The sequence below is a fragment of the Bacillus sp. 3103sda1 genome (assembly GCF_024159135.1).
In the GTDB taxonomy this organism is placed as follows: Bacteria; Bacillota; Bacilli; order Bacillales; family Bacillaceae_G; genus Bacillus_A; species Bacillus_A rhizoplanae.
This window is the reverse complement of record NZ_JAMYWS010000001.1, coordinates 3526979-3550346: the sequence shown is the minus strand read 5'-3', so window position 1 is coordinate 3550346 and position 23368 is coordinate 3526979. Positions and strand designations below refer to the sequence as shown.

At 36.2% G+C, this 23368-nt stretch carries 34 protein-coding genes; 21 read left to right on the top strand and 13 right to left on the bottom strand.

Features of this window, described 5'->3' with window-relative positions:
* Positions 1-12 precede the first annotated feature (12 nt).
* Genes comGC through NKR74_RS17795 form a run of 7 tightly spaced genes read left to right on the top strand, consistent with a single transcriptional unit; the run spans position 13 to position 2599 of the window.
* On the top strand, positions 13-318 hold the full coding sequence (gene comGC / locus NKR74_RS17825) for a competence type IV pilus major pilin ComGC (protein ID WP_098307728.1): 306 nt from the start codon (positions 13-15) through the stop codon (positions 316-318).
* Complete coding sequence (comGD, locus tag NKR74_RS17820; protein WP_098307726.1) at positions 315-749, top strand: competence type IV pilus minor pilin ComGD; 435 nt, start codon at positions 315-317, stop codon at positions 747-749. Before comGC ends, comGD begins: the two co-directional genes overlap by 4 nt.
* Positions 739-1056 (top strand): competence type IV pilus minor pilin ComGE, encoded by a 318-nt coding sequence (gene comGE, locus NKR74_RS17815; RefSeq protein WP_098307724.1) that lies wholly within the window; start codon positions 739-741, stop codon positions 1054-1056. The genes comGD and comGE overlap by 11 nt, the downstream gene beginning before the upstream one ends.
* A complete protein-coding gene (gene comGF, locus NKR74_RS17810; protein WP_098307722.1) occupies positions 1043-1489 on the top strand; it encodes a competence type IV pilus minor pilin ComGF in 447 nt (148 codons plus the stop codon). The genes comGE and comGF overlap by 14 nt, the downstream gene beginning before the upstream one ends.
* On the top strand, positions 1486-1863 hold the full coding sequence (gene comGG / locus NKR74_RS17805; RefSeq protein ID WP_098307720.1) for a competence type IV pilus minor pilin ComGG: 378 nt from the start codon (positions 1486-1488) through the stop codon (positions 1861-1863). Before comGF ends, comGG begins: the two co-directional genes overlap by 4 nt.
* Position 1864: 1 nt before the next feature.
* Entirely contained in the window at positions 1865-2362 is a 498-nt protein-coding gene (locus NKR74_RS17800; protein ID WP_253630403.1) for a shikimate kinase, read from the top strand.
* Between the two features lie 36 nt (positions 2363-2398).
* Positions 2399-2599, top strand: coding sequence for a YqzE family protein (locus tag NKR74_RS17795; RefSeq protein ID WP_098307716.1), 201 nt, complete (start codon positions 2399-2401; stop codon positions 2597-2599).
* Positions 2600-3058: 459 nt separating this feature from the next.
* Here NKR74_RS17795 and NKR74_RS23980 read toward each other — a convergent pair whose 3' ends face one another.
* Entirely contained in the window at positions 3059-3184 is a 126-nt protein-coding gene (locus NKR74_RS23980) for a hypothetical protein (RefSeq protein ID WP_268865312.1), read from the bottom strand.
* A 598-nt stretch (positions 3185-3782) separates the two neighbouring features.
* Here NKR74_RS23980 and NKR74_RS17790 point away from each other — a divergent pair.
* The 4 genes from NKR74_RS17790 (at position 3783) to NKR74_RS17775 (ending at position 5556) form a co-directional block, all read left to right on the top strand.
* Positions 3783-4325, top strand: a complete 543-nt coding sequence (locus NKR74_RS17790) for a peroxiredoxin (RefSeq protein WP_098307712.1) — start codon at positions 3783-3785, stop codon at positions 4323-4325.
* Positions 4326-4346: 21 nt separating this feature from the next.
* Complete coding sequence (locus NKR74_RS17785) at positions 4347-4790, top strand: TlpA disulfide reductase family protein (RefSeq protein ID WP_098307710.1); 444 nt, start codon at positions 4347-4349, stop codon at positions 4788-4790.
* A 305-nt stretch (positions 4791-5095) separates the two neighbouring features.
* Positions 5096-5317: a hypothetical protein gene (locus tag NKR74_RS17780; RefSeq protein WP_098307708.1), complete on the top strand. Its 222-nt coding sequence runs from the start codon at positions 5096-5098 to the stop codon at positions 5315-5317.
* Positions 5318-5361: 44 nt separating this feature from the next.
* Complete coding sequence (locus tag NKR74_RS17775) at positions 5362-5556, top strand: hypothetical protein (RefSeq protein ID WP_141524989.1); 195 nt, start codon at positions 5362-5364, stop codon at positions 5554-5556.
* 176 nt (positions 5557-5732) lie between these two features.
* Here the strand turns inward: NKR74_RS17775 and NKR74_RS17770 are convergent, their stop codons facing one another.
* A complete protein-coding gene (locus NKR74_RS17770; RefSeq protein ID WP_253630402.1) occupies positions 5733-6527 on the bottom strand; it encodes a YqhG family protein in 795 nt (264 codons plus the stop codon).
* Entirely contained in the window at positions 6514-8196 is a 1683-nt protein-coding gene (locus NKR74_RS17765; RefSeq protein ID WP_098307704.1) for a DEAD/DEAH box helicase, read from the bottom strand. The genes NKR74_RS17770 and NKR74_RS17765 overlap by 14 nt, the downstream gene beginning before the upstream one ends.
* A gap of 259 nt (positions 8197-8455) precedes the next feature.
* Here NKR74_RS17765 and gcvT point away from each other — a divergent pair, with 259 nt between their 5' ends.
* The 5 genes from gcvT (at position 8456) to NKR74_RS17740 (ending at position 13139) form a co-directional block, all read left to right on the top strand.
* Positions 8456-9556, top strand: coding sequence for a glycine cleavage system aminomethyltransferase GcvT (gene gcvT / locus NKR74_RS17760; RefSeq protein ID WP_098307702.1), 1101 nt, complete (start codon positions 8456-8458; stop codon positions 9554-9556).
* A 20-nt stretch (positions 9557-9576) separates the two neighbouring features.
* Entirely contained in the window at positions 9577-10920 is a 1344-nt protein-coding gene (gene gcvPA / locus NKR74_RS17755) for an aminomethyl-transferring glycine dehydrogenase subunit GcvPA (RefSeq protein WP_253630401.1), read from the top strand.
* Positions 10917-12392 (top strand): aminomethyl-transferring glycine dehydrogenase subunit 2, encoded by a 1476-nt coding sequence (gcvPB, locus tag NKR74_RS17750; RefSeq protein WP_253630400.1) that lies wholly within the window; start codon positions 10917-10919, stop codon positions 12390-12392. Before gcvPA ends, gcvPB begins: the two co-directional genes overlap by 4 nt.
* A gap of 271 nt (positions 12393-12663) precedes the next feature.
* Positions 12664-12888, top strand: a complete 225-nt coding sequence (locus NKR74_RS17745) for a DUF3929 family protein (RefSeq protein ID WP_098307696.1) — start codon at positions 12664-12666, stop codon at positions 12886-12888.
* Between the two features lie 59 nt (positions 12889-12947).
* The gene (locus NKR74_RS17740; protein WP_253630399.1) at positions 12948-13139 is read left to right on the top strand and encodes a hypothetical protein; all 192 of its coding nucleotides are present in this window, start codon (positions 12948-12950) and stop codon (positions 13137-13139) included.
* A gap of 40 nt (positions 13140-13179) precedes the next feature.
* Here the strand turns inward: NKR74_RS17740 and NKR74_RS17735 are convergent, their stop codons facing one another.
* From NKR74_RS17735 to NKR74_RS17710, 6 genes are all read right to left on the bottom strand, one after another.
* Complete coding sequence (locus NKR74_RS17735) at positions 13180-13338, bottom strand: hypothetical protein (RefSeq protein WP_253630398.1); 159 nt, start codon at positions 13336-13338, stop codon at positions 13180-13182.
* Positions 13339-13397: 59 nt separating this feature from the next.
* A complete protein-coding gene (locus NKR74_RS17730; RefSeq protein WP_098307690.1) occupies positions 13398-13655 on the bottom strand; it encodes a DUF3975 family protein in 258 nt (85 codons plus the stop codon).
* Positions 13656-13668: 13 nt separating this feature from the next.
* Entirely contained in the window at positions 13669-13983 is a 315-nt protein-coding gene (locus NKR74_RS17725; RefSeq protein ID WP_098307688.1) for a DMT family transporter, read from the bottom strand.
* 2 nt (positions 13984-13985) lie between these two features.
* The gene (locus NKR74_RS17720; RefSeq protein WP_253630397.1) at positions 13986-14318 is read right to left on the bottom strand and encodes a DMT family transporter; all 333 of its coding nucleotides are present in this window, start codon (positions 14316-14318) and stop codon (positions 13986-13988) included.
* A gap of 68 nt (positions 14319-14386) precedes the next feature.
* Entirely contained in the window at positions 14387-14968 is a 582-nt protein-coding gene (locus tag NKR74_RS17715) for a TetR/AcrR family transcriptional regulator (protein ID WP_253630396.1), read from the bottom strand.
* 105 nt (positions 14969-15073) lie between these two features.
* Complete coding sequence (locus NKR74_RS17710) at positions 15074-16051, bottom strand: LacI family DNA-binding transcriptional regulator (protein WP_253630395.1); 978 nt, start codon at positions 16049-16051, stop codon at positions 15074-15076.
* A 265-nt stretch (positions 16052-16316) separates the two neighbouring features.
* Between NKR74_RS17710 and NKR74_RS17705 the strand changes: the two genes are divergently transcribed.
* On the top strand, positions 16317-16901 hold the full coding sequence (locus NKR74_RS17705; protein ID WP_253631175.1) for a DNA polymerase III subunit delta: 585 nt from the start codon (positions 16317-16319) through the stop codon (positions 16899-16901).
* A 35-nt stretch (positions 16902-16936) separates the two neighbouring features.
* Here the strand turns inward: NKR74_RS17705 and NKR74_RS17700 are convergent, their stop codons facing one another.
* Complete coding sequence (locus NKR74_RS17700) at positions 16937-17326, bottom strand: rhodanese-like domain-containing protein (protein WP_098307680.1); 390 nt, start codon at positions 17324-17326, stop codon at positions 16937-16939.
* A 168-nt stretch (positions 17327-17494) separates the two neighbouring features.
* Here NKR74_RS17700 and NKR74_RS17695 point away from each other — a divergent pair, with 168 nt between their 5' ends.
* On the top strand, positions 17495-18331 hold the full coding sequence (locus NKR74_RS17695; RefSeq protein WP_253630394.1) for a lipoate--protein ligase family protein: 837 nt from the start codon (positions 17495-17497) through the stop codon (positions 18329-18331).
* Positions 18332-18359: 28 nt separating this feature from the next.
* Here the strand turns inward: NKR74_RS17695 and NKR74_RS17690 are convergent, their stop codons facing one another.
* A complete protein-coding gene (locus NKR74_RS17690) occupies positions 18360-19202 on the bottom strand; it encodes a hypothetical protein (protein ID WP_253630393.1) in 843 nt (280 codons plus the stop codon).
* 797 nt (positions 19203-19999) lie between these two features.
* On the opposite strand from NKR74_RS17690, the gene mntR reads away from it, so the two are divergent.
* Positions 20000-20428: a transcriptional regulator MntR gene (gene mntR / locus NKR74_RS17685; RefSeq protein WP_098307673.1), complete on the top strand. Its 429-nt coding sequence runs from the start codon at positions 20000-20002 to the stop codon at positions 20426-20428.
* 105 nt (positions 20429-20533) lie between these two features.
* A complete protein-coding gene (locus tag NKR74_RS17680) occupies positions 20534-21190 on the top strand; it encodes an HAD family hydrolase (protein WP_098307671.1) in 657 nt (218 codons plus the stop codon).
* Positions 21191-21206: 16 nt separating this feature from the next.
* Here NKR74_RS17680 and NKR74_RS17675 read toward each other — a convergent pair whose 3' ends face one another.
* Together NKR74_RS17675 and NKR74_RS17670 are read right to left on the bottom strand one after the other, a co-directional pair.
* The gene (locus tag NKR74_RS17675; RefSeq protein ID WP_098307669.1) at positions 21207-21611 is read right to left on the bottom strand and encodes an SA1362 family protein; all 405 of its coding nucleotides are present in this window, start codon (positions 21609-21611) and stop codon (positions 21207-21209) included.
* An 81-nt stretch (positions 21612-21692) separates the two neighbouring features.
* Entirely contained in the window at positions 21693-22616 is a 924-nt protein-coding gene (locus tag NKR74_RS17670) for a DUF1385 domain-containing protein (RefSeq protein ID WP_098307667.1), read from the bottom strand.
* Positions 22617-22855: 239 nt separating this feature from the next.
* Here NKR74_RS17670 and NKR74_RS17665 point away from each other — a divergent pair, with 239 nt between their 5' ends.
* On the top strand, positions 22856-23341 hold the full coding sequence (locus NKR74_RS17665) for a YqhR family membrane protein (protein WP_253630392.1): 486 nt from the start codon (positions 22856-22858) through the stop codon (positions 23339-23341).
* The last annotated feature ends 27 nt before the right edge of the window (positions 23342-23368 follow it).

The following is a 23368-nucleotide window of genomic DNA, read 5'->3' as shown; positions in this document are numbered from 1 at the left end:
GAGGCTTGTTCTGTGAAAAATGAAAAAGGCTTTACGCTGTTAGAAATGTTGCTTGTTATGCTTGTGATTTCTGTTTTGCTGCTTCTTATTATTCCAAATGTGGTAAAACAGCGCTCTTCTGTACAAGGAAAGGGATGCGACGCCTTTGTAAAGTCTGTTGAAGCGCAAGTACAAGCGTATCAATTAGAATATAATAAAATCCCAACAGTAGACGAGTTATACGATGGTAAATATATTACATCTAAAACTTGCCCAAAAGGTGAGAGTATTACAATTAATACGACAGATGGGGAAGTTACAGTTGCAGGGAAATCGTGAAGAAAAATGGCTTTACGTTATTAGAAATGCTCATCGTATTAAGTGCTATCTCTATATTAAGTGTTGTAACATACTTTAATCTATCCTCAATATATGAAAAACAAAAAATTGCTCAGTTTATGAATCAATTTTCTCAAGACATCCTTTTTATGCAGCAAGCAGCGATAAGCCATCGTAATCGTCATACGTTACGATGGTTTCCTAATCAGGGAAAGTATAGCGTTACATCTTCAGGAGAAACAGATCCTGTTCTTGTTCGTTACTATTCATCTGACATACAGGTGAACCTAAATACGTTTCCAAATCCAATGACTTACGGTGCTGATGGAAATATTAATAGAGGCGGCACAATTATTGTTTCTTATAAAACGAAAACGTATTATATCGTATTTCAGCTTGGGAGAGGAAGATTTACGTATTATGAAGTGTGAAAAAGGTTCTGTTATGCTGGAGATCCTTGTGTCCCTTAGCTTACTAATGATGACGGTCTCACTCTTGCTTCCGCAAACGCTTCTCATTATGCAAGAACGAAAAAATATTCAACTTCGGTACAACGCACAGCTATTCTTAAAAGAAGCAGCGGCCACATATATGTATCATCATGTAATTTCACCAGTAATAGAAAAACAATATGAGAATGTGACATATAGAATTCAATGGCAGGATGAAAAGGTATGTGTACGATGGAAAGATATTAAACGACGAGAAATTGAACGGTGTCGCTATGTTAAAAAATAGCAAAAAAGAAAAGGGATTTACGTTGTTAGAAGTTATGATGTGCTTTCTATTGTTATCGGTATTCTTTCTTCTTCTGCCTCGTCTTCACGTATTATTTATAGAAACTCCTTACTCTAAACAAGTTACGAATTGGGAATGGAATATTTTTTTAGAGCAAGTACAAATTGAGTTTCGAGAAGTAGAGGAAGGAAATAATGGCGACGGAAAATTATTTTTGAAAACAAAGACAGGAGAACGTGTTACGTATGTTATGTCTGGAAATAATGTTGTTCGAAAAGTAAATGGGACGGGACATGAAGTTCTTTTGCAAAAAGTAGAGAATATTTCTTATGAATTAACAGCGCATACATTGATAATACGCGTGCAGGATATAAGTGGTAAGGTATATGATGGTGTTGTTACTCGTTATTCTGTTATTGAGGTGAATAGATGAGATCTGAAAGTGGATTTACAATGCCAGGAACGATTATTCTCATATTGTTGCTCATGTCTTTCTTTGTATATGAGACAAATATATTCTTATCAGATCAAAAGTTTTATGCAGAAGCAGAAGAATTATTTATATTAGAAGAAATAACGGATCAAGCTATTGCAGAAGTAAAACAAGAGCTAAAAACTGGAATGGAAAAAAGGACATTTTTTTATACGTATGAAAAAGGAGAAGCGAAGGGAGATTGTACAATAGTAGATGGGGATGCTTTTATTACTTTACAGTGTATAACGAAACGAAAGCTCACATATAAAGTGAGCTTTCGTTATAATACAAATAACGAAGCGATTACGAATTGGCAAGAGGAGAGGTTATAGTATGAGGGCATTATATATTACAGGTTTTATGGGAGCTGGGAAAACGACAATCGGTAAAGCATTAAGCAGTGTACTTCATATCCCGGTCATTGACACAGATCAACGCATTGAAGAAAAGACAAAGAAAATCATTCGAGATATCTTTTCTGAAGAAGGGGAGGATGTCTTTCGAAAGTATGAAAGTGAAGTGCTGCAATTACTGCCGACAAAGGATTGTATTATTACAACAGGAGGGGGAATAGTCGAAAAAGCTGAGAATCGACAATGGATGAAAGAACATGGCACTGTAATTTATTTGTACTGTGATCCATATGTAATCGCAGAGCGAATTGCCGGAGATACAACAAGACCATTATTTCAAAAAGAAAACATACCATCATTTATAGAGAAATTTGAAAAGCGTCAAGCCTATTATGAAGAAGCAGTACTGAAGATAGACACGACAAATAAAAGTATTGAAACAATTGTGCAAGAAATTCAAGCGCAGATTAAGGAATAAAAAAGTGGACATACTAATTTAGTAGGGGTGAGAGATATGTCTACAAATGATTATATAAGATATATGACACAACAATTCGTATCATATATGGATGCTCCAAAAGCTGACCGAAAACAAAAGCGGCAACAGCGCCGTGAAGAGAGAGAACCATTTTTAAATCGTTGGTTTGGTATGCTGCCGTTAAGTGCTGCATTATTTTACCGACAAGTGAAGAAAAAGCGAGAGAAATCAAGTTAATGATTTTTGGAATAATTTACAACTAGAAAAGAATTGTATGTCATAGTACAATTTCTACGGCGAGTTGTACTCGTCATCTATTCGACAATATAACCTAAACAAGTAGCTCCACTGTTTGTAAACAGTGGAGCTACTTGTTTATCCCGCATTAACGGGCAGCAAGACCCCACCTCAAGATGCAGAGAGAAGCAAAGAAGATAGGTGGGGGATAACTGCCCGTAAAAACCCGATTGGTTCAACTAACCATCAGTGGGGATGAAGAAAACCCCCTACTGATGGAAGTTTCACTTTATCCTGCTAATTTTGCTCCTTTTGTTTGTTTCTCACTTAACTAATGTACCCGTTAGTTCCATGTATTTATCTAAAATAAAAAGACCATCTTATGACGTTCTACTGTTAGTATCCCTAAAAACATCAGGTTAATTTTGAGGGACAGGTTAACTGTCCCATATTGTTTACTTATTTTGGATTTTTTTGGGCTCTTAATGCTATTTTTTCAAGTCCATTTTCTCTTGAAAATTCTACATCTGCTTTTGGCTGAGCATTTTTATTATTTTTAAATTGGTTATTCTTGTTTTTAGCCATTTTTTCACCGCCCTTGTAGTTTGATTTAGTTATTCCTTCAAGGATGCCGAATATTATGAATTACACTATATAAAGATATTAGAGTGATATTTTTCGTTATTGGCATCCACGATTTTAGTTTGCTTTCTTTTTTGTTGGCTATGCTATTTGATTTTCTTTAACAGAGCCAAAGAAAAAGAAACACTCTATTTTAAACCAATAAAAAATCCCCACTGATGGAAGTTTCACTTTATAAGTTAAATTTCTGCTTCTGTCACTTGCTTAATTTTATAACCGACCTAAAGGAAACCCAGCTCTGATGCCTACCGAAACGAACCAACAAATTCTTATTATAATTGCTTTCATTTTTCCGTATCCATCTACTGCAAACTTAGAAATCATATAAAGCCATATAGTTTTGTTTTATCAAAGTCCTCCTCGGCTTGGATTTTATGAATAAAATTCTGAACATTAAAACTTTTTTAATTGAGAAAAAAACTCAAATTAAAATAATTTTAATTTAATGTTGACTTTAATTTAATAACATATATAATATTAATTGTAATAATTATAAAGTAGAAATAAATATTAATTAGTTTTTAGGAGGAAGAATAGGGATATGACAAAACGTTTAGTAGGAAAACAAGCACCGCGTTTTGAGATGAATGCTGTGATGCCAAATAAAGAATTTAAAAAAGTTAGTTTAGAAGAAAATATGAAAAATGATAAATGGACAGTGCTATATTTCTATCCAATGGATTTCACTTTCGTTTGTCCAACTGAAATCATCGCCCTTTCTGATCGTTATGACGAATTTGAAGATTTAGACGCAGAGGTAATCGGTGTTTCTACAGATACAGTGCACACACATTTAGCTTGGATTAACACAGATCGTACGAAAAATGGATTAGGTGATTTACGCTATCCATTAGCAGCGGATACAAATCACACTGTATCAAGTGACTATGGTGTGTTATTAGAAGAAGAAGGTATTGCACTTCGTGGATTATTCATTATAAATCCAGAGGGTGAATTAATGTATCAAGTTGTACATCACAACAATATCGGACGTGAAGTAGACGAAGTATTACGTGTTCTACAAGCACTACAAACAGGTGGACTTTGTCCAGCGAACTGGAAACCAGGGCAAGAAACGTTATAATTTAAAGGGGGAATTAAAGTTATGAAATTACGCGAGCAAATGCCATCATTAGAAGGCGCAACACAAATGTTAAACGATACAATCACACGTGAAGAGTTAATTGGTGATAAACCAACACTTATTCATTTTTGGTCAGTAAGTTGTTATCTATGTAAAGAAGCAATGCCAGAAGTAAATGAATTACGTGATGAGTACGATGATCGTTTAAATGTTGTTGCAGTTCATATGCCTCGTTCAGAAGATGATTTAGATTTAGCGGTGATTGAAAAAATGGCAGAAAGTCATGATATCATTCAACCGATTTTAGTGGATAGCAAGCATGTAATTACAGATGCATTTGAAAATAAATATGTCCCTGCGTATTACGTATTTGATAAAGAAGGTAAACTGCGTCATTTCCAAGCAGGTGGCAGTGGGATGCCAATGCTTCGTAAACGTCTTGAGCGTGTATTAAACGAAGAATAGAAACAAATATCTTTTGTTTCATTGATAATTGATTGTGTATGGTTTCTGTTTCCTGTTTGTAAAGTAAGCGAGAATAAGAAACAAAAAATGATTACCTCTAGCAGGGTAATCATTTTTGTTATATAATAATTAAAACGCTTTCATTTTTTGGGATTGTTCACAAATTTGTCTAAATTACACATTAATATTGTGGCAATGTTGTTTTATAATGAAACTAATCATTAATACGTGCATACATTAATTGTGAAATAAATAACATATTGAATCTATATAAATGTAAACGTTATCAAAAAGAGGTGGTATAAATGAGTAAATTTTTCTTTGATCAAAACCCTGCAAGAGTTGAGGACGGAAAGTTGGTAGAATATGCGGAAACGATTTATGGAAAAGGTGGGCGTTCTGTATTAGAAAATTTAATTATAAAGGCATCAATTCGACTACGTGATCGTTATCCTCATAAGTCTGATGAGCAGATTTCTTTTCTTGTGAATCAAGGGCTGCATGATATGTTTCAAAAATATGTGTAAGGAGAGGCCAATGCCTCTCCTTACTTTTTTGCATAAGGAAAATTATGATTGCTAAAACTAATGGTGAAGTATATGCGAGTGGGGTGAACAAAATGAGTAACGGAGCAGGCGGTTCAAAGAAGAATAAAGAAACAGATGCAAATCATGTGAGTGCAAAACAGAGAGAATATCAAAAGCGAATGACAAAAATTCAACAACAAGAACATAACGATGGTCGAAAATATAATGGGAAAATATAAAGTGAAACTTTCATCAGTAGGGGGCTTCATCCCCCGCTGATGGTTAGTTGAATCAATTGGGCTCTTAGGAGCAGTTATCCCTCACCTATCTTCTTCGCTTTCTCTGAATCTTGAGGTGAAGGTCTTACTGCCCCTTAGTGCGGGATAAAAAAAGCACCTTCTAGAAGGTGCTTTTTTTATGTCAGAAAATGATTTGCTGTGACATAAAAGAGTCCGCCGTTTATAATTTGCATGGTAATTCGCGGTTCATATTGTTCTTGCAATGCTTGTTTTTCTATCGCGTAGCTTTCTGGTAATTCATCATTTTCCTCGTAAAAGCGATTTAATAGCTGTAAATCGTGATTCCAACGCACTTTTGCTTCTTCAGCCCATGTGTGATCGTCTGTCCCAATGACATTTTTCATTGCTTCTTCAATTCTAGATAACCCGCTTTGCGGTTTAATAATAGGTGTTAATGTAAAACAAAAATCAGGGATTTTTGGTGTTAGACGAAGTATTGCTAATGCCTCATGAAAATTTGTAATCATCGTACCAGAAATAAGATGGATACCGACGGAATATAGCATATCTTTTTTTCGATCACATTGATAGGAGACTTTTATATTGACGCCAAGCCAAGGATGAAGCGGAGTGCTTGTGTGCCCATTAGAATGAACATCTTCAAATAAGCGGATGTAAGCACCTAATTCCTTTGTAGCCTGGAAAATTTGATGTAAGCGCGGAGAACCATAGTGAATGAGCTCGCCTTCTTTCTCCTCATGTTTTGGATCAGTAATGAATGTAAGTCGCATCGGATTTGGTGTGCCGCCGGTTTTCTCAAGATAATGCCAGTAAAATGGACGGTTCATCAGCAGCTTGTCCATATCAATTGTTAATTGTACGTCTAGTAAATGCGGAAAACGCTGTAAAATTTCACAGCTATTTGCCTCGAAAAAACAACTTAAATAATTATGAATTTCATGTTGCTGCATAACCACGCACCTCAGTTTCATTTCGTTTTGCAAATTCAATAATGGACGTCAAGTTTTCCATTTTTATTCGGATTTCTCCTTCACTTTTGGAATGTGCAAAAATGTCTTGAATGTGCGCATCAATATTTTTCATATTAATTCTTGTCAAAATTTCATCTAAATCGCCAATGACACGCTCAAATAAGTTAATTTTTTCATACAGCAGTTTTAAAATATGTTCTTCTACTGTATGTTTCGTTGCCAAATTATAAATATGAACATCATGCTTTTGTCCAAGACGATGAATACGTCCGATTCTTTGTTCAAGTCGCATCGGATTCCAAGGAAGGTCATAGTTAATCATATAATTACAAAATTGTAAATTGATCCCTTCACCACCTGCTTCTGTCGCAATCAATACTTGTGCATGGTTTTGAAATAATTCTTTCATCCAATCTTTTTTACCGCGTTTAAATCCACCGCGAAATGGTACAGACGAGATGCCATGCTGCTTTAAAAACCATTGCAAATACATTTGAGAAGCACGATATTCTGTGAAGATTACAACTTTATCATTAATTTCTTTAATGATTTCTAATGTTTTATTTGCTTTTGAGTTGGAAGAAATACAATTAATTTTTTCCATCAACACATCTATGTATGGATCTGGTGTATATTGTTCATCTTCTTTTTGACGCTTTTCTACATGTTTTTTGAGTGAGAAATAAACAGCTTCACGGCTGCTGCATGCCTCACGCTTTAAGGTTAAAGCAGAAAATGCAGAAGTAAATGCATCTTGTCTTTTCCAACCTTCAATTGCATCGTATAAGGCTTTCTCTTGTTCATTGAAATCTACAAAAAGCGTATGAACGTGTCGCTTTGGCCATTCAATGCCGGTGTCATTCCGGCGGTTCCGTACCATTACTTTATTGATAAGCTCTTTTAAATGTTCATCTGTTTCAGCGTTGCGATTTTTAGAAGCATAATATTCTTCAAAGTTAGATTGATTGCCGAGATGGCCAGGTTTTAATAATGAGACAAGATTAAAGATTTCATCAATACGATTTTGAACAGGTGTTGCTGTAAGTAATAAACAAAACTTTTTCTTTAATAGTTGCGCAAATTCATAGTTTTTCGTTTTATTGTTTTTTAGTTTATGTGCTTCATCAATAATAATGAGATCGTATTCTAAATTTAAAACAATGTCACGATGCGGAGAGCGTTTTGCTGTATCGATGGAAGAAACGATAACGTCAGCTTGCTCCCAGGAGTAACTTTTTCTTTGGGCGACAGCTGGAATGAAAAATTTCGTATTCAATTCATATGCCCATTGTGAAACGAGTGAGGCAGGTACAAGAATAAGCACTTTTTTCACAAGCCCGCGCACCATATATTCTTTTAAAATAAGCCCGGCTTCAATTGTCTTTCCAAGACCAACCTCATCTGCTAAGATTGCTTTTCCATTCATTTGTTCAATGACTGTTTGTGCTACTTCTAACTGATGTGGAAGTGGCGTGAAGCTAGGTAAATGCTTGGGTGCCTGTAACCCGTCAAATGTTGGAATGAGAAGGGACTGTTCAGTTTGATATGCTAGATGAAATAGTTCCCAATTTGTCCACGGACCATCTTCTTCTATTCGTTTTAAGAAGTTTTCTTGCCAAGAACGATCTATTGAAATTTCGACATTCATGGATAAAATCTCACCTTCTATAAATTCTAAATTATTTTTTTAGCTAGAATATTGATGAAACGGCTCGAAAAATGTTAGGATAATGATGTGAAATGTGTGGAATCTTTCGTATTTTATCCAAGAAAGTACTTTTTTATTTACGCTTTCATAAAAAAAAGCGTGAGATTCCGTATATCCCATCTTTACAGAATTAAAAATGTTTAGATATGGGAAGCCAACTTTTATTGATTTGTCATAGACAGCGTAAGGGGGAGAGAACATGATTACATTACAACGTACACCGCTATTTGATGTATACGCGAAGTATGGTGGGAAGACAATTGACTTTGGTGGCTGGGAATTGCCAGTTCAATTTTCGAGCATTAAAGAAGAACACGAGGCTGTTCGTACAGCAGCAGGTCTTTTTGATGTGTCTCACATGGGAGAAGTAGAAGTAAAAGGTGCAGATAGTTTAGCATTTTTACAACGTGTAGTTACAAACGACGTTTCTATCTTAAAGGTAGGCGGAGCACAATATACGGCAATGTGTTACGAAGATGGTGGTACAGTAGATGATTTATTAATCTACAAACGCGGGGAAGAAGACTATTTATTAGTAATCAATGCATCAAATATTGAAAAAGATTACGAGTGGTTAGCGTCTCATGTAAGCGGTGATGTACAAGTAGTCAACGTTTCTAGCGAAATTGCACAACTTGCAATTCAAGGACCAAAAGCAGAGGACATTTTACAAAAAGTTGTGTCAGAAGATTTGAAAGAAATTAAGTTCTTTAAATTTAAAGACAATGTTCTTGTAGATGGTGTAGAAGCGCTTGTATCTCGTACAGGTTACACAGGTGAAGATGGCTTTGAAATTTACTGTAAGAGCGAAGATGCTGCAAAACTTTGGGAGAAACTTCTTGAAGCAGGAGCAGAAGACGGCTTAAAACCATGTGGCTTAGGAGCGCGTGATACACTTCGCTTTGAAGCAACACTTCCGCTTTATGGTCAAGAGTTATCAAAAGATATTACACCAATCGAAGCTGGAATTGGCTTTGCAGTAAAACCAAACAAAGAAGTAGATTTCTTTGGAAAAGAAACTTTAAAGGAACAAAAAGAAAACGGTGCACCTCGTAAATTAGTCGGCATCGAAGTAATTGAGCGTGGTATCCCGCGTACTCATTACCCAGTATATGTAGGCGATGAAAAAATCGGGGAAGTTACAAGTGGTACACAATCTCCAACGTTAAAGAAAAGCATCGGTTTAGCGCTAATTGATGTAAAATACGCAGCAATTGATACAGAAGTCGAAATTGAAATTCGTAACAAACGCGTCAAAGCAGTTGTCGTTCCAACACCATTTTACAAACGTTCAAAGTAACGGGGAGAGGGGTAGATTTCATGTTGCATCGTTATCTTCCAATGACAGAAGAAGACAAAAAAGAAATGTTACAAACGATTGGTGTACAATCGATTGATGAATTATTTTCTGATATTCCAACAAGCGTTCGTTTTCAAGGGGATTTAAATATCAAACAAGCAAAATCAGAACCAGAACTTTTAAAAGAACTGTCTGAGCTTGCTCGTAAAAACGCAAATTTAAAAGACTATGCTTCCTTCCTAGGAGCAGGTGTATATGATCATTATGCACCAGTAATTGTTGATCATGTTCTTTCTCGTTCAGAATTTTATACAGCTTATACACCATACCAACCGGAAATTTCACAAGGGGAATTACAGGCAATCTTTGAATTCCAAACAATGATTTGTGAATTAACGGGAATGGATGTAGCGAACTCTTCTATGTATGACGGAGGTACAGCGTTAGCAGAAGCGGCGATGCTAGCAGCAGGTCATACTCGTAAAAAGAAAATTCTTGTTTCTAAAGCAGTTCATCCAGAATCAAGAGCAGTTCTTGAAACATATGCAAAAGGTCAACATCTTCAGGTTGTTGAAATTGATTATAAAGATGGCATAACAGACTTAAACGAATTACAAAGCAAAGTAGATGATACAGTAGCTTGCGTAATCGTTCAATATCCAAACTTCTTCGGACAAGTAGAGAAACTAGCTGATATTGAGAAAATCGTTCATCAGCAAAAATCATTATTTATCGTTTCTTCTAACCCATTAGCATTAGGAGCGTTAACACCACCTGGTAAATTTGGAGTGGATGTTGTTGTAGGCGATGCACAACCATTTGGTATTCCAACACAGTTTGGTGGCCCTCACTGCGGTTATTTTGCAACAACAAAAGCGTTTATGCGTAAAATTCCAGGACGCCTTGTTGGACAAACAGTGGATTCTGAAGGACAACGCGGTTTCGTATTAACGCTGCAGGCACGTGAGCAACATATTCGCCGTGATAAAGCGACATCTAATATTTGTTCAAACCAAGCGTTAAACGCATTAGCAGCTTCTGTTGCAATGACAGCACTTGGAAAACAAGGTGTGAAGGAAATGGCGCGTCAAAATGTTTCTAAAGCACAATACGCAAAACGTCAACTTGAAGCAAAAGGATTCACAGTAACATTTGCTGGACCGTTCTTCAATGAATTTGTTGTAGATTGCAAACGTCCAGTACAAGAAGTAAACGATGCATTATTACAAAAAAATATTATCGGTGGTTACGACCTTGGCCGTGACTATGCAGAGCTTGCGAATCATATGCTTCTAGCTGTAACAGAGCTTCGCACAAAAGAAGAAATTGACACACTTGTAAACGAAATGGGGGCTATCCAATGAAGAATCAAGACCAAGCACTTATTTTTGAAATGAGTAGAGAAGGACGCGTAGGATATAGCTTACCCCAATTAGATGTAGAAGAAGTAAAATTAGAAGATGTGTTTGAGAGCGATTATATTCGTACTGAAGATGCAGAGCTTCCAGAAGTATCTGAACTTGATATTATGCGCCATTACACAGCTCTTTCAAATCGTAACCATGGTGTTGATTCTGGGTTCTATCCATTAGGATCTTGTACAATGAAGTACAATCCAAAGATCAATGAAAACGTGGCACGTTTCCCAGGCTTTGCACATATTCATCCACTTCAAGATGAAAAAACAGTGCAAGGTGCAATGGAATTAATGTACGATTTACAAGAACATTTAATCGAAATTACAGGTATGGATACTGTTACACTTCAACCAGCAGCTGGTGCGCATGGCGAATGGACAGGATTAATGTTAATCCGTGCATACCATGAAGCAAACGGTGACTATAACCGTACAAAAGTTATTGTTCCTGACTCTGCGCACGGAACAAATCCAGCATCTGCAACAGTAGCAGGATTTGAAACAATTACGGTAAAATCAAATGAAAATGGTCTTGTTGACTTAGAGGATTTAAAACGTGTTGTGAACGAAGAAACAGCAGCGCTTATGTTAACAAACCCAAATACACTTGGACTATTTGAAGAGAATATTTTAGAAATGGCACAAATCGTCCATGATGCAGGCGGTAAATTGTACTATGACGGTGCAAACTTAAATGCGGTATTAAGTCAAGCGCGCCCAGGAGATATGGGATTTGACGTTGTACATTTAAACCTTCATAAAACATTTACAGGTCCGCATGGCGGCGGTGGCCCAGGTTCTGGTCCAGTAGGTGTAAAAGCAGATTTAATTCCGTTTTTACCAAAACCAATTTTAGAGAAAACAGAAAGTGGTTACTACTTTAATTACGATCGTCCACAAGCAATTGGACGCGTAAAACCATTCTATGGTAACTTTGGCATTAATGTTCGTGCGTATACGTATATTCGTTCTATGGGCCCAGACGGACTTCGTGCAGTAACAGAATATGCAGTATTAAATGCTAACTATATGATGAGAAGATTAGCTCCATTCTATGATCTTCCATTCGATAGACATTGTAAGCATGAATTTGTTTTATCTGGTCGTCGTCAAAAGAAACTTGGCGTACGTACACTTGATATTGCAAAACGTCTGCTTGATTTCGGCTACCATCCGCCAACAATTTACTTCCCATTAAATGTGGAAGAATGTATCATGATTGAGCCGACAGAAACAGAGTCAAAAGAAACATTAGATGGATTTATTGATACGATGATTCGAATCGCAAAAGAAGCAGAAGAAAACCCAGAAGTGGTTCAAGAAGCGCCGCATACAACAGTAATTAAGCGCCTTGATGAAACAATGGCAGCGCGTAAGCCGGTTTTACGTTATCAAAAACCATCTATGGTACAAGTTTAATCATTAATAATAGGTTGGAGAGAACTCGCTATATGCGAGTTCTTTTCATATATTGCCGAAGAAAGTATCATTACCTAAAAAAGATGTTATAAAATTGCAGGTTTTATGTAAGATTGTGGAATTGTCATACTTTCTCAACATTTTTGTTGAAAAAGTCCCTTTGATAAAATTGTGTATTTTTGTTAGAATTTTAATGAAATTAAAGTAAATGAGAAGCAAAAATGTCAATTTTTCATACATATGTGAAGAAATGAACAAGGGGATGAAAAAGATGGGCTATAAGCGTTATAGGATGGTGTACCATTTAGAAAATGGTGAGATGATTAAGGATATTAAAGAATTTTATTACCAAGATACAGAAAAAATGTTAGAGAGAGTGAAACATCACGTATTAGATAATAAAAGTGTAACCGCAATCGATAGTAAAGGAACACTCATTCCAATCGCTTGTCATGATATTGTGAAAGTTGAGTTAGACCATTTACAGGAAAGTTAGTCTTGAGTCATAGGGGAGAATTCGTTACAATAAATGAGTAATTTAGAGAGGAGTTCGTTATGGGTAGTCAAAGACACTTTTACATGTTTATTGTTGCTTTTTTACTTGTTACAGTATTAACGGTATATTTAATTATTGATAGCCACTGGTACAATATAGTACATCCAGCAGTTCTTATTTTTATGTATGTCGGGATTGCTGTTGTCAGCTTTGGGATGAGAGATGAGATGTTAAATCGCTTTGAGAAGTGATACATATATGAAAGACCAACAGGGAAATGTTGGTCTTTTTTTAATGCAACAAATTATGTACAACAAATTTATAAACTGACACCATACTTGGTGAATAAGCAGGCACGTTATACGTATGTAGTACGAAACTAAAAAATACAACACATACAATAAAGGCAAAAAATAGTAGCAAAATATGTTTATGTACAGAAGTTTGCATATAATCAGCTCCTTTTTTGGTAGTATGTGCAAAGGAAGGAATTATATGAAAAAAGACAGCTACTTCTTGTCAGAAGAACTGTCTTTTAAAAAGAATTTATTCCAAAGTTTCGCGATAATCCAAATGATGATAATTCCAATTGAAGCGATAATCGACCAAGCAACGGAAGTTACTTCAAGAGCCATGTTTGGAATAAAAGAGATAATTAAAAATGCTTTATGAAATAACCATTCTGCAATATGGAATATAGATTGTAATAAGAGTGCAATTGCAAGTATGATTCCTGTCATAATTTGTTTTTCTCTTTTTTTCCACACAGCATTCACCTCATTAACTCATGAGTTTTAAACCAACCGCACCGCATAAGATGCAGCTTAAGAAAGCAAGGCGGCGCCAATCAGCAGATTCGCGGAAAATGATAATACCAAGAAGTGCGCTTCCTGCAGTTCCGATTCCCGTCCAGATTGCGTAAGCCGTTCCCATTGGCAGTGTATCCATTGCGAGAGACAGGAAAAGGAAGCTTACACCGAAGTTTGCAGCTAAAATGAGTTTTGGCATCCAACCTTTTTTTTCAGTGGCTATCTTCATAAAGATAACACCAGTAATCTCACATATACCAGCAATAATTAAAAATAACCATGCCATGTTTATGCAGCCTCCTTCTCTACTTGTTCACCTGTTACTCGTTTTAAACCAATAACACCAACAAAAATTAAACCGATAAAAAAGATTTTTACAATCGAAAATGGTTCGCCAAAAACAAAAATTTCTGTTAGCACAATACCTCCAGCTCCGATTCCTGTGAAAACAGCATACACAGTCCCTACAGGGAGTTTTGCATAAGCTTTAAATAAAAGGAAAAAGCTAAAAGCGATTGCTAGCGCTACACCGATCCATTCTAGCGGTGTTGTTGCATGCTTTAAACCAATTACCCAAATAATTTCAATGATTCCTGCTAAAATAACATAAATCCATTCCATCATTCATTCTCCTTCCTACCAGTCGTTAGGTTCGGGGCCGGAAAATGACGTATTGCATATGCAATACGTCATTTTGATAATCCGCGCCAAAACACTTTCCAAGATGCGTGTAATCGATTTTCAAAGGGTTGTACTCCAGCAAATAAAAATTCAACCATTAATCCGTCAATTAAACACAAATAAGCTGCAACAGCTTCTGCTACTTCAATGTTACAAAGTTCTTTTTTTTCTTTTGCGTGTTCAAATATAGGTACTAGAAGCTGCCCGATGTTTTCAATGTATGCATTTGCTTTTTCTACAATTTGCTCGCGAAAGGCATCGGGTGGAAAAAATGAAGTGCGAAGCCAAAACATTGTTTCAATGCCCTCTTGAAAGCGATGACCGTAATCTTTAAGAAGGCGGAATAAAAAGTCTCCAAACGGTGCATTTTCTGGATTCGTAACATACTGTTTAAAGAATTGTAGATCCTTTTGTAAGGCTTCTTCTAAGCAAATAAAATATAGCTCTTCTTTTCCTTTAAAATGTGCGTATATGGACGGCTTCTTAATACCAACATCTTGTGCAATGTTTGCTAGTGAAGTTCCTTCATAGCCATAGCGTGCAAAGTGTGAAAGTGCTACAGATTTTATGCGGTTTGCTGTCATGTTCATCCCCTACCTACCGTTCGTTAGTTAAAGTATAAGATAAAAAAAATATATAGTCAAGAAGGACAAGTATACAAAATTGAACAGTGTAAAGCTCTAATAATAGGAGCTTTACACTGTTCCTCGTTCAATTAAACGAAATGGTAATTCTTCAGAAGTCCCTATAATTTTCTCATGTTGTACTTGTTCATAAAATAGTGAAAAAGCACGGTTCCCCATTGCTAGTCCAGGATGTTCAATGGTGGTTATTTCTAGTGCCCCAGAAATGGGATGATTGTCAAATCCAAGAATTGCTAAATCTTCTGGGACTCGCAATCCTTGTTTTTTCGCTTCTGTTAATAAGCCAGCAGCCACCTGGTCGCTTGCAGCGAAAAGAGCGGTGGGGCGATTTTTCATAGTTAGTATATTTTTGATTACGTTTGCGCCGTCCTGAATGTTGTAACAATGATAAAATAGCCAGTCTGTCTGTGCGCGTTTTCCAGCTGTACGAAGCGCATCAAAGAATGCTTGCTCGCGCTGTTTTGTACTCACACTTTTTTCGCGTGCTAAACAAAATCCAATGTGTTCGTGTCCGTTTTGTAATAAATATTCTGTCCCAATACGGAAGCCGTCATAATGATTGACAAACACAGAAGATATAAGAGGATGTAGCAGTTTTTCACACGAAATGATAGGAGCGAACTTTGCATAAGGTTCAATTGCATCCCATGAGCTTGCTCGGGAACAAATAATCATTCCATCAAATTGTTTCATCTTCATCATTTCGAGGACACGTATTTCCTCAATGCTATCGTAGTTTGTTTGACAAAGATTAATGCGATATCCTGCTTCAAGCGCCTTGTTTCCAATTCCTTCAATAATTGTACTAAAGTACGGCAGATTAATAAAAGGAAGCATAACACCAATCGTATATGTTTTTCCTTTTAGAAGATGAACTGCATTTACATTTTTGGCATAATTCAATTCTTCAACAGCGTCTAGGACGCGCTTTCTTTTTTCTGCACTGACATATGGATGTTCATTTAAGACGCGTGAAACAGTCGTAATAGAGACTCCGGCCGTTTTCGCAATTTGTTTTATATTTACCATATGTTTCACCTCTATTTTCATTATACAGGAAAAGGATAAGGGAAATAGAGGTGAAACACTTGACATGAAAAGCTTTTCATACTCTATTTTGTTAATAATGCTTCTTCTATTCGCGTAACAATCATACTTGGCGTGAGAATAGGGAAGGTATTTTTGTCAAATTGTGTGAGATAAACGAGGAAAGTTTTAAGAGGTGGAACAGGAAGAAAAAGAGAATATGAACATAACATACGAAAGCTTCAATTGTATCTTGATAGAAAAGAGAATGTTGAGAAAGGGCGGATACACATTGAAAAAACGGATGATATGTTTCGTGTTTTCTAGTATGGTGCTAACTGCATGTTCTTTTCAACAAACGATGATCGAGGAAAAAAATTTTGCAGCAAGTTTAGAGGCAAGTGAAGATATGATGTCTGATCCAGTATCGGTACAAGCTGTAAAAAACGTTCTCCCGTTTTCGTTTCAAACACCATCATATTTACCGTATGAGTCAAAAGATAACCCAAAAGCAGTAGTTCGAAAAATGGGAGATAAGCGAATTGCTCTTGGTATTAAATATGAACGACGTGAAAAAAGCATGAAAGATTATATTGAATTAACAGTTGCCAACTTTTCGTATAATTTTCCTTTTATTGTAGAACAAAATCATTTTCAAGAGGAAGTAAAGCTTGCAAATGGTATAACAGCTTATTTTAAAAGTAGTGACGGAGAAATGGATGGAGAAGATATTGCAACGCTCACTTGGAAAGAGAAGGAAGTGGAATACCAGTTGCTTTACCGAAATGTTCGGGATCAAGATAGTGAAGATGTAAAGAAAAATTTAATGTATATCGCCAGTAAAATGGAATGAAATAGCTAGCTTGTGACAGACAAGCTAGCTATTTATTATGAATTTTTCTTTTTCACCTTACCAGACCAAGTTTTAAAGCCGCCTTGCAATTGATAAAATTCTTTGTAACCATGCTTCTTTAAAAACTGTGCTGCGCGGCCTGTTCGGAAACCGTTTTGGCAATACATATAAATCGGTTGATCAGTACGAAGTTCTTTGTAACGAAGACGTATTTGTGAAATCGGGATATTGCGCGCTCCTAAAATATGACCAGCATTATATTCGTCCGCCTCACGAACATCGATAAGTTGTGCTTTACGATATCCAGCGCGAAATTCTTCTTCTGGAAGTGTTTTAACTAATTTTTTCTGATAGAAATACATCCATACAGAGTAGCCGATGAATCCTACGGTTATGGCTAGTAAAATAATAACATTTGTTGACACGATTGTATCGCTCCCTTTTTTCTTATCCTACTTTCAATATTATAATGCCCATATGTATTTATGCAACAAGTTCATTTTGTATTAGAAGAAATTTCGTATTCTTTCACAAATTTTGTCGAATTTGATAGACTAGAGAATGTGAGAAAAATTAGTTATATGAGGTGTGGGATGGAAAAGGAAAAATGGTGTTATATAAATTCTGGTGAATGCTCTCCGGCGTTTAATATGGCGTTAGATGAATGTTTATTAAATTGGCAAAGTGAAAAGAAAATGCCACCAACAATTCGTTTTTATGAGTGGGAAGTTCCGACGTTAACAGTGGGATATTTCCAACGTGCTTCAAAAGAAATTGATATGGATGCAGTGAATAGAAATGGTTTTGGCTTTGTACGCCGTCAAACGGGTGGCCGAGGCGTTCTTCATGATAATGAATTAACCTATAGTGTAATTGTATCTGAAGATCATCCAAGCATGCCTAAAACAGTGACGGAAGCATATCGCGTCATTTCACAAGGTTTGTTAGATGGATTTAAAGAACTAGGTTTAGAAGCATATTTTGCAGTACCAAAAACAGCGGAGGAGCGCGATAATTTGAAAAATCCGCGTTCAGCAGTTTGTTTTGATGCTCCGTCATGGTATGAGATCGTTGTAGAAGGGCGCAAAATTGCTGGAAGTGCACAAACGCGTCAAAAGGGAGTTATTTTACAGCACGGCTCAATTCCGTTAGAAATTGACTTAGATACGCTGTATGATTTGTTTCTGTTTCCAAATGATCGTGTGAAAGAACGTATGAAAAAAATGTTCTCTTCAAAAGCAATCGCAATTAATGAATTAACAGATCGTACATTTACAATTCAACAACTTATCGATGCATTTCAGATTGGATTCGAGAAAGGGTTAAATGTTGAACTTGTTCCGTATCAGTTAACAGAAGAACAACTGCATGAAGTTGAAACATTAGCAAAAGAAAAATATGAAAGTGACGAATGGAATTATAAAAAATAAGGAGATGGGTGATCCATCTCCTTATTTTTTATAATAAGTTCAATACTTTTTCTACTTTAATGCCCTTTTGCTTTAGTGATCGTAAACGGTTTACAACATCCATAATTTCTGCATCAAATGCTACCGATATTCCTTGTTTTTGTAATTCATCTTTTAAATTTTCGATAGAATCGTCTACATCCATACCAAGTTCGTAATCCTGACATACATCCACAGCTTGTTTTACAAGACGAACATATTTTTCTTGTAATTCAGAGTTTGGTTGATTCGTTACAGGTTGTTTAACTGGAACTACTGGTTGTACTGGAGTTGACACAGTTACTTCTTTTTGCACTGTAGTTGGTACAGTTACTTCTTTTTGTACAGGCGTTGGTGCAGCTTTGACTACTGGTTCTGGACGCGCTGGCTTTGAAATTGATGTTGGAGTAGATGCAACATTTACAACTGGTTTTGTTACAGGTGTCACTTCTTTTGAAGTTTCAACTGCTGTCTTTTTGTTTGGAGTTTCGACAACTGATAGTGTATTGTCTTCTAGTTCTGCCGTTTCTTCTTTTGTTCCTTTACTCCACATGACGCGTTCGATCTGCAGTGAAACATTGTTTTTGTTCATTGCGCTTAATGTCACTTTACCAACTTCAGCATTGCCAGTAAAATCGACAATTTTATAAATAACGCTCTTGTTCCAATCTACGTTTCCGCTCAAAAATAATTCTTCGTTACATTTTGGCGTTAAGCCCTCGATTTTAATTTCTGCGTTTACACCGTTTTCACTATATACCATAATTAGCGAAGCATTTACATCTTCGTCTGCTAACATTAGTTCACGTACCATTTTGCCGGTGCGTACTTGCGTTTTCTTCTTAAGTGACATCAAATTTCCCCTCTCAAAAATTCAGTAATAATAAAAAAATCGTATAACGAAAAATAATTGCTCACGAAGAAATATGATACCGATAATAAAAGCATCACGTCAACAATTTACTTTAATTATTTTGTATTTTTCTTTTTTGTTTATGTTATTTTTCTTTTTGTAAATTTATACAAGCGAAAAACAGCCCAGAACAGAGCTGTTAAAACCTTGAGGCTTTAAATAAAAATTTATATAAAATGTAGAAGAAAAGGGCTAATACGACACCTTGCCATATCGTTAAGTGATAGGATAGATACTCTTTTTAAAAAGTGAATATTTAAGAATACAGATGAGTAAAAGTGGAAAAGTTTGAACCGAGTTTTCATCTAGTCTTTCGCTCATACTAAGAAAAGAAGGTGAAGATTACTCTGGAACCATTTATCCCGCTATTCGCGGGCAGTAAGACCCCCACCGCAAGTTTGAGAGAGAAGCGAGGAAGATGGGTGGGGGATAACTGCCCGTAAAAGCCCGATTGGTGAGAGCTTTCCATCAGTGGGAGATGAAGAAACCCCCACCTTAAACTGGGCTATGCCCTGTGCGTTTTGAAGATGGGGTTTTCTTGCCCATTTTCCGATAAATATTTTCCAAATACTGCAATGCAATATTTTCCATGATAGAACCTACGTTATGTATGTGGGTTCTTTTGTGTATTGGGAAAATAGGCCTGTTTCCACTCTTGTCACGATATCCTTTCTGTTGTATCATTTTATTGATTGCTTAGTGCGGAATATATAAAATGAATTGGATGGAGGAAACCGATGCCTACTCCTAGTATGGAAGATTATATCGAACAAATTTATTTGTTAATTGAAGAAAAGGGATATGCCCGTGTATCTGATATTGCCGAAGCGCTTAATGTACATCCATCCTCTGTAACAAAAATGGTACAAAAACTTGATAAAGATGAATATCTAATTTATGAAAAATATAGAGGGCTTGTATTAACAACAAAAGGGAAAAAGATTGGTAAGCGCCTTGTTTATCGTCATGAATTGTTAGAGCAGTTTATGCGTATTATCGGTGTAGATGAAAGTAAGATTTATAATGATGTAGAAGGAATTGAACATCATTTAAGCTGGGAAGCTATCGATCGTATTGGCGATTTAGTGCAGTACTTTGAGCAAGATGAGCTTCGCGTTGAGAAGCTTCGTGGTGTTCAAAAGGCAAATGAAGAACAGGCGCAGTAAGAGACGAGAGGGAACTGAGGATCAGTTTCCTTTTTTGTTTGTAAAAAAGGGAGATTGGTGCACAGCGTAGAATATATATGCTGATTACACACATAGGGGGAAGATATGTTGAAAGCGATTGTGTTTGACTTTGATGGACTCATTGTAGATACAGAAACGGCATGGTTTGCAGCATATCAGGAAATTGTACGTGAATACGGAGGAGAATTGCCACTTGAAGAGTTTGCAAAATGTATTGGAACGACAGATGAAGTCTTACATACATTTTTGCAAGGTGAGTTAAAAGAAAAATGGAATAAAGAGCATATAGAAGAAAAAGTAGAAATATTGCATCGTGAAAAAATGAAATTACCTGTGTCTCGTGAAGGGGTAAACGAGTATTTAGAAGAAGCAAAGAAACTCAATTTGAAAATTGGTTTGGCCTCTAGTTCCTCAAGGAAATGGGTGACGAATTTTTTGAAGGAATTGGGATTACAAAAATATTTTGAGGTTATTAAAACGAAAGAAGATGTATTACAAGTAAAACCGGACCCAGCACTATACGTGAGTGCTGTTAATGAACTTGGTGTACATCCTTCTGAAGTCATTGCTTTTGAAGATTCCGTGAATGGAGCAAGGGCTGCAGTTGCAGCCGGGTTAAAATGTGTAATTGTGCCAAATGAAGTGACGAAATCCTTGTCTTTTGAAACGCATCATTTACGTTTAAACTCTATGAAAGATAAGAATTTAGCAGAGGTTATTGAATTTATTAAGCAAAAGTAAAAAAGACCGCGCTTCTCTAAAAGGAAGCGCGGTCTTTCTTTTTGCCTTTTTTTCCTTCAATAACTGTTAAGTGAGATTGCTTTCGTTTTCGTTTTAGGAAGGAAGTATTTCCTTTTTTTCCTTTAGCATCGGAAGCATTTTTCTTTAACAAATTTTTACTTAGGGGTGTTACATTTTGTTTTCCATATTTTCGGTTCGATTGTTTCGCAGCACGTTTGTAGGAAGATTGTGAGTTATTAGCTGAACCGCTTGAACTCGTAAGCATCTTATAAAGTAAATAAAAGACACCGAAAACAATGAGCGCTATTGCAATGTTTTTTACAACTCCCATTGGATTTTCAATTGTGAATGATACAAGGCTAAATACTGCTAACCCAACAATTACAACAAATAGAGCGAACATAAATGAGCGAGCCTTCATAAGGAACACCTCCTAAAAAGAAAGATATTTTAATTAGTTTATTAACGAAAGGCGAAGGAGTTGAATAATAATATGAAAAAGTTATTGCTGTCTCTTTTCTAGACGCAATAGTTCTTCAAAAGATGCAATTGCTACTTCAACTTGATCATCTGTTGGTTCTTTCGTTGTTAACAGCTGAAGCCATAGACCGGGATATCCTAATGCGCGGAGTACTGGAACGCTTCGTAAGCTGTTTGTAAATTGCAGTACTTCAAATGAAATACCAAGCACTACAGGAATGAGCAAAATACGATTTATAAGACGAACCCAAAGAGGATCTGTTGGAACGAGAAAATATACAAACATCCCAATAATAACAGTAAATAAAATGAAGCTACTACCGCACCGATAATGGAGACGAGTTTGTTTTTGTACGTTTTCTACTGTCAATGGAAGATTATTCTCATAAGCATTAATTACTTTATGTTCCGCCCCGTGATATTGAAATACACGTTTAATAAGTGGAGTCAATGAAACAAAGTAAATGTAGCTGAGTAATAATACAAGCTTAATGATACTTTCGACAATGATTTGCCCAGTATGAGATGGGAAAACGGGTCTTGTCAGTTCTGCTAAAAGTGCAGGAACCGCAGTGAAAATCACTTTTCCGAAGATAAAGGATAAGACCCCGACTGCTGCAACGCTAAGTATCATCGTTAGCTTCGATTGTTCTTCTTTTTTGGGTACGAATTGTTCATCATCTGCAGGATGTACATCAAAGCGTTCTGAAGCGAAGTTTAAATGCTTTGCCCCGTTTGCACTTGCATCAATAATTGCTGCGATGCCGCGTAAAAATGGAATCTTTTTAAACATTGATAACACTTTATTACGAGCACGAGGTAATCGATAAAATTCGATAGATTTATCTTTGCGACGAATCGCTGTAACAGTATATTCTCTACCGCCAAACATAACTCCTTCTACTACTGCTTGACCGCCGTAGATTTGTTTTGTCTTCTCTGTCATGTCAACACCAACCTGTATTTGTTTCTCTCTTATCAGAAAAGAGGTAGCGACTCTAGGTGTTGTCATTATATTGCATGACAACACTACAGTTTCCTTTATTTTATCGACAAAAGTGTACTTCTGACAAGGAAAATCAGCAGGTTAGTCAGACATTTCCTATTCTTTTTATAGACAAATTCTGCAGTATTTAAACATGCTTTAACCAAGTTTCGGACATACTAGTAGGTGGAGGTGTGGATGTGAAACAAGAACAATCTGTCACGAAAAAAATAGCCCAAATTGGTGTGTTTGGAGGTTTGTTTTGGGGAGCTGTTTGGTACTTTCTCCATATTTTTTCCTTTACTGATGCGGGTCCAAATTATTTGTTGCTCCCGTTTGCACTTGGAAATTGGAAAGAAGGTGTATGGGGAAACGTAGCGGCAATTGTGTGTATGGGGATTCTTTCAATTGTTGTGGCGTTTGTATATAAGATAACTTTGAGTAAGTTTGAAGGTGTGATTCCAGGCATTATATACGGTCTTATATGGTGGGGAATATTATTTTTTGTAATTGGATCTGTTGCACCTGTCATAAGAAGTGCGTTAGAAATGCCTAGGACAACAATTGTAACGACAGCATGTATTTTTATTTTATATGGTGTTTTTATTGCATATTCTGTTTCGTTTGAGGTGAATAACGAAAAGGGTATAGGGAATGGGGAAAAGACAAACTATTCAAATAAGTGAGAGGTATGGTAAAATGTTATATAGACA

Coding starts and splice junctions, on each gene's coding strand:
- comGE (WP_098307724.1), top strand. CDS start 739: ATGAAGTGTGAAAAAGGTTCTGTTATGCTGGAGATCCTTGTGTCCCTT.
- comGF (WP_098307722.1), top strand. CDS start 1,043: ATGTTAAAAAATAGCAAAAAAGAAAAGGGATTTACGTTGTTAGAAGTT.
- comGG (WP_098307720.1), top strand. CDS start 1,486: ATGAGATCTGAAAGTGGATTTACAATGCCAGGAACGATTATTCTCATA.
- NKR74_RS17800 (WP_253630403.1), top strand. CDS start 1,865: ATGAGGGCATTATATATTACAGGTTTTATGGGAGCTGGGAAAACGACA.
- NKR74_RS17795 (WP_098307716.1), top strand. CDS start 2,399: ATGTCTACAAATGATTATATAAGATATATGACACAACAATTCGTATCA.
- NKR74_RS23980 (WP_268865312.1), bottom strand. CDS start 3,184: ATGGCTAAAAACAAGAATAACCAATTTAAAAATAATAAAAATGCTCAG.
- NKR74_RS17790 (WP_098307712.1), top strand. CDS start 3,783: ATGACAAAACGTTTAGTAGGAAAACAAGCACCGCGTTTTGAGATGAAT.
- NKR74_RS17785 (WP_098307710.1), top strand. CDS start 4,347: ATGAAATTACGCGAGCAAATGCCATCATTAGAAGGCGCAACACAAATG.
- NKR74_RS17780 (WP_098307708.1), top strand. CDS start 5,096: ATGAGTAAATTTTTCTTTGATCAAAACCCTGCAAGAGTTGAGGACGGA.
- NKR74_RS17775 (WP_141524989.1), top strand. CDS start 5,362: ATGATTGCTAAAACTAATGGTGAAGTATATGCGAGTGGGGTGAACAAA.
- NKR74_RS17770 (WP_253630402.1), bottom strand. CDS start 6,527: ATGCAGCAACATGAAATTCATAATTATTTAAGTTGTTTTTTCGAGGCA.
- NKR74_RS17765 (WP_098307704.1), bottom strand. CDS start 8,196: ATGAATGTCGAAATTTCAATAGATCGTTCTTGGCAAGAAAACTTCTTA.
- gcvT (WP_098307702.1), top strand. CDS start 8,456: ATGATTACATTACAACGTACACCGCTATTTGATGTATACGCGAAGTAT.
- gcvPA (WP_253630401.1), top strand. CDS start 9,577: ATGTTGCATCGTTATCTTCCAATGACAGAAGAAGACAAAAAAGAAATG.
- gcvPB (WP_253630400.1), top strand. CDS start 10,917: ATGAAGAATCAAGACCAAGCACTTATTTTTGAAATGAGTAGAGAAGGA.
- NKR74_RS17745 (WP_098307696.1), top strand. CDS start 12,664: ATGGGCTATAAGCGTTATAGGATGGTGTACCATTTAGAAAATGGTGAG.
- NKR74_RS17740 (WP_253630399.1), top strand. CDS start 12,948: ATGGGTAGTCAAAGACACTTTTACATGTTTATTGTTGCTTTTTTACTT.
- NKR74_RS17735 (WP_253630398.1), bottom strand. CDS start 13,338: ATGCAAACTTCTGTACATAAACATATTTTGCTACTATTTTTTGCCTTT.
- NKR74_RS17725 (WP_098307688.1), bottom strand. CDS start 13,983: ATGGCATGGTTATTTTTAATTATTGCTGGTATATGTGAGATTACTGGT.
- NKR74_RS17720 (WP_253630397.1), bottom strand. CDS start 14,318: ATGGAATGGATTTATGTTATTTTAGCAGGAATCATTGAAATTATTTGG.
- NKR74_RS17715 (WP_253630396.1), bottom strand. CDS start 14,968: ATGAACATGACAGCAAACCGCATAAAATCTGTAGCACTTTCACACTTT.
- NKR74_RS17710 (WP_253630395.1), bottom strand. CDS start 16,051: ATGGTAAATATAAAACAAATTGCGAAAACGGCCGGAGTCTCTATTACG.
- NKR74_RS17705 (WP_253631175.1), top strand. CDS start 16,317: ATGTTGAGAAAGGGCGGATACACATTGAAAAAACGGATGATATGTTTC.
- NKR74_RS17695 (WP_253630394.1), top strand. CDS start 17,495: ATGGAAAAGGAAAAATGGTGTTATATAAATTCTGGTGAATGCTCTCCG.
- NKR74_RS17690 (WP_253630393.1), bottom strand. CDS start 19,202: ATGTCACTTAAGAAGAAAACGCAAGTACGCACCGGCAAAATGGTACGT.
- mntR (WP_098307673.1), top strand. CDS start 20,000: ATGCCTACTCCTAGTATGGAAGATTATATCGAACAAATTTATTTGTTA.
- NKR74_RS17680 (WP_098307671.1), top strand. CDS start 20,534: ATGTTGAAAGCGATTGTGTTTGACTTTGATGGACTCATTGTAGATACA.
- NKR74_RS17675 (WP_098307669.1), bottom strand. CDS start 21,611: ATGAAGGCTCGCTCATTTATGTTCGCTCTATTTGTTGTAATTGTTGGG.
- NKR74_RS17670 (WP_098307667.1), bottom strand. CDS start 22,616: ATGACAGAGAAGACAAAACAAATCTACGGCGGTCAAGCAGTAGTAGAA.